The organism is Endozoicomonas sp., from assembly GCF_051008435.1.
GTDB lineage: Bacteria > Pseudomonadota > Gammaproteobacteria > Pseudomonadales > Endozoicomonadaceae > Endozoicomonas_A.
Window position 1 is genome coordinate 1 of record NZ_JBPCXO010000426.1, and the last position, 3,568, is coordinate 3,568.

Here is a 3,568-nt window from a genome sequence, read left to right on the forward strand (position 1 = left end):
TTCCAAGCACACAGGTCGCCCCGGTTGGCTGGCAGTTTGGAAGGGGTGGGCAAAATTACAGACCTGCGTTGAAGGCTGGCGCATAGCGCGCCAGTTCTTGGGTGTAGAGATGTGATAAAGAGATAGCTCAAGGGAGAGGGGTTGAGAAAAAAGATGGTTAAAAGCCTACCAAAAGGTTGTCTCAGTCATCCTTGAATGCACATAGGTTAACGAAACAACGGAAGCAGTGCTTCATAAAAGCGGTCCCGGGTGGAATGCCGTGTTGCTTGAGTGTTTTCAGGGGGATGATCGCAGACCCGAAAAGTATCCAGCCCGGCGCTTCTACCTCCGACGATATCGGCTATTTCATTATCACCCACCATTAATGATTCACCTGCGTTTGCTCCAGCCATTTCCAAAGTGATCTCATAGGCCTTGCAATAGGGTTTTCTGTAGCCGATGTCTGAAGACCAGATCACATGATCGAAGTAGGGGGTCAGTCCTCTGTGATCAAAGTCTTCCTGAAAGACAGCTTCCGGTCCAGTGGCATTGGAAAGCAAAACCACTTTCACCCCTTTGTTTTTCAGAGCCTTGAGAATGGGCAAAGTATATTCATAAAGAGTGCCAGAGCGGCAGAATGCTCTGAGATGCTCTATGCCAACAGCCTCATGAAAAGGTTCATCGTACTGTGCAAAAGCATCAGACCAGACTGTTTTCCAGTCTGGCTGTTCACGCTGATCCGGCCGATACAGTGAGACGATTTTTTGCTCGATGACCTCGCCTATGTCATCCGCCTTTTCAGAATTACAGACGGAACTTAAACAGTGAGCCAGTGATCCCACATCGCACAAAGTGTTTCCGTAATCAAAGATGACTGTTTTATACATTCAGGGCCGTCAGTAACAGGACAACAGACAACACAAGGCCTCCAATATAGGTGCCCAGTGCACCGATGAAGCGCATAGGATTAGGTTTGGCCATCGTCGCCGGTAGCAGCAGACCCAGGGCCAGCAGGTAACGACAGAAAGTCACCAGAATCATGGTCCAGTTCACCCAGTCTGCGGATTGGGACTGTCCCAGTACATAAAACACAATGGCAAGAATCGGAGCGTATTCTATTGTGTTGCCGTGGGCTCGCTGGGCTTTGTAGAGTGGACAGGTAGGATCATCTTTAGAGCCAAAGGCGGTCATCGTTTTGGCTCTGGTCATTGAAACATTAAAGCCTAATGCCAGGCACAAAATAGCCAGCAGGGCAATACAAAGTAGAGGGATAGACATGCGAAATCTCCGTTTTTGGCTGTCTTTAGTTTATCGGGAAAATCCTTCCACCTTAAGAATGAAAAGATTTTCTCTGTTTATGCTGCCTTCATAGCCAAGATGTGTTCGGCTGCGGATGATCACACATCGTTTTCAGACAAACAGGACTGATTAATCCATTAGGAACAGTCCCTTTTGATTAAACTAGATATCTTAAGTTATTACTTCAGCTTTCCTCAAGCCCTGTCAGTTCTTTTATCCGTGTAGGGAAACCATCAAGGCTTTCCTGGTTGGCCTGCAGCCAGTATTTCTCAACCCCCTCCTGACCCCTGCGTTCAAAAGATTTGTTCAGGGTGTCACGACCCTGCTGAAATTCATAAAAGGGGACTGCTGTACCGCACGAACTCTGGGTCTGGTCAATATCCAGAACAAACACCTGGCGGGTACCAGGTGTTTCAGGAAAGAGAGAAATATAAGACGGCCAGTCGTCATCGTTTCGATGCAATACCCGGGCTTTGCCGTACAATCTCAGAATCAATGGTGCACCTTCAAAAGCACAGAACATAATGGTCATGCGCGGATTGATCTGAACGTGAGCAGAACTTTCATTGCCACTGCCCGTGAGATTCAGCCAGGCAATCTGGCGATTGGAAATGACTCGAAAGGAGTCCATTCCTTTGGGGGAGATATTAACCGTGCCTTCTTCTGCGGCCGTTCCGACAAAGAACATTTTTTGTTGTTCAATGAAGCTGGCCTGATCTTCAGTGATTTCCTGATACAGCTTTCCCATGGTAATGACCTGCTTTTTCTTGTTTAAAAGAGCTTTAATTTGCAGAGGCGTTTTTATTCTACTCTTGAGAAACGGTAATCGGTACTGCCATCTTCACTGCGAATAAAAAGAAAAGGGGTTTTATTGTGGGTTATATTGTTGTCTGCTTCATCAGAAAAAGGACTTTTAGTACCCATAGGATGTTGGCTGAGATAGATCGTGAAGGATTGCATTTTCCTCAGATACTCAGGATTCATAGCCTTGGCATAATCACAACGTTTGTCGTGCAACATGAGTTTAAACTGACCGGCAGTCCGAGCCTTTTCAGATTTGTAGGAGGCTTTGCAGACGACAGGCTTATTAATGTTTTCTCCGTTTCCAAAGCTGATGGAAGTGTCTGTAATGGTCAGACGGTTCATGATTCCCAGCGTCGGAGTGTCATCACCTTCCCATTGGCCAAGATAATCCCTGGGCAGTTGGCTGCAACCACCCAGCATGAAGAGAGTTAATAAACTTGCAAGAGGGGCTTTCATCAATCAATACCTGCTTTATAGAGGCTGTCTCAAAAGGTAGCGAGCGCAGGCGGGACAAGGCAAAAAATGGCGAAAAAGCGGAGTTTACATAGAGTAAATGAGCATTTTGAGTCATTTTTTAACGCCGTATCGGCAAGCGCAGCCCTTTGCGACAGTCTCTATAGCCTTGGGAGCCTGGCTCAGAGTATAGAAGGCATGCCTGTTTCAGTGACTCAGCCGTATTTGATTTTGTTGACCGCTTCTTTCAAATGGTGTGTTTTATCAAGATCTATGTCGTAGAGGTTGGCTAGAGCGCAGACGTAATAGAGAATGTCGTATAATTCTTCCGCAACTGAGCCCTTCAGGCTTTCCTGATCAGGCTGACCGGTCTTGCCCTTTCGGATCGCTTCAGACAGTTCACCGGTTTCTTCAATCAGTTTCAGAAAGTATCCGTGAGGCTGATCTGGATTGAAGTCGGAGTCTTTTATCTTTTGTTGTAACTCACTCAGTTGCATGGTTGACTGCTCTTTGTCTTGTTTATTTTGTTTCAATCAGCTGGAGCAATTCTTCCAGGGTATGAAATAAATGACAAGGGTTATGTGGGTGGAGCTCACTGTAAGGGCCGTGGCCCCATAAAACACCAGCCGCTTCCAGCTGATTATTGTGAGCCGCGATAATGTCTACTTCCCGATCGCCAATCATGAGTGAGTTGTGATTGATTTGCTGCTCTTCAAGAAGTCCTTTCAGTTGCGATGATTTTTCAATTCCTATATCGCCGCCATCAACGCCGCCATCAACAAAGTGGAAGTAATTGCTCAATTCAAAAAGATCAAGAATGCGTTCTGCAAAATCTTTTCTTTTGGAAGTACAAACACCCAGAGTCAGCTCTGCGTGCTGACTTAATGTCCTGAGCACGTCCTTCATGCAGGGCGTAAGCTCCAGACAGACTGACGTATCAGTATTTTTGTGCCATACCTTGTTGCCATAGCAGAGGTATTTTAAATGGCTGAATACGTCACCTTATGCGAAAGGCTTCATAACCTTTCTGACT

Annotated in this window: 6 protein-coding genes; all 6 read right to left on the bottom strand. The window is 46.2% G+C overall.

All coding sequences use genetic code 11. From position 1 onward, the window contains the following. Positions 1-206 precede the first annotated feature (206 nt). Positions 207-866, bottom strand: a complete 660-nt coding sequence (locus tag ACR2PX_RS21405; protein ID WP_434001390.1) for an HAD family hydrolase — start codon at positions 864-866, stop codon at positions 207-209. Beyond that, entirely contained in the window at positions 859-1,257 is a 399-nt protein-coding gene (locus ACR2PX_RS21410) for an MAPEG family protein (RefSeq protein WP_434001391.1), read from the bottom strand. Before ACR2PX_RS21410 ends, ACR2PX_RS21405 begins: the two co-directional genes overlap by 8 nt. Before the next feature lie 205 nt (positions 1,258-1,462). Next, complete coding sequence (locus ACR2PX_RS21415; protein WP_434001392.1) at positions 1,463-2,026, bottom strand: pyridoxamine 5'-phosphate oxidase family protein; 564 nt, start codon at positions 2,024-2,026, stop codon at positions 1,463-1,465. A 53-nt stretch (positions 2,027-2,079) separates the two neighbouring features. Continuing rightward, positions 2,080-2,538 (bottom strand): hypothetical protein, encoded by a 459-nt coding sequence (locus ACR2PX_RS21420; protein ID WP_434001393.1) that lies wholly within the window; start codon positions 2,536-2,538, stop codon positions 2,080-2,082. A gap of 212 nt (positions 2,539-2,750) precedes the next feature. Continuing rightward, entirely contained in the window at positions 2,751-3,032 is a 282-nt protein-coding gene (locus ACR2PX_RS21425; protein ID WP_434001394.1) for a MazG nucleotide pyrophosphohydrolase domain-containing protein, read from the bottom strand. A gap of 22 nt (positions 3,033-3,054) precedes the next feature. Then, the gene (locus ACR2PX_RS21430) at positions 3,055-3,459 is read right to left on the bottom strand and encodes an HAD family hydrolase (RefSeq protein WP_434001395.1); all 405 of its coding nucleotides are present in this window, start codon (positions 3,457-3,459) and stop codon (positions 3,055-3,057) included. Positions 3,460-3,568 lie beyond the last annotated feature (109 nt).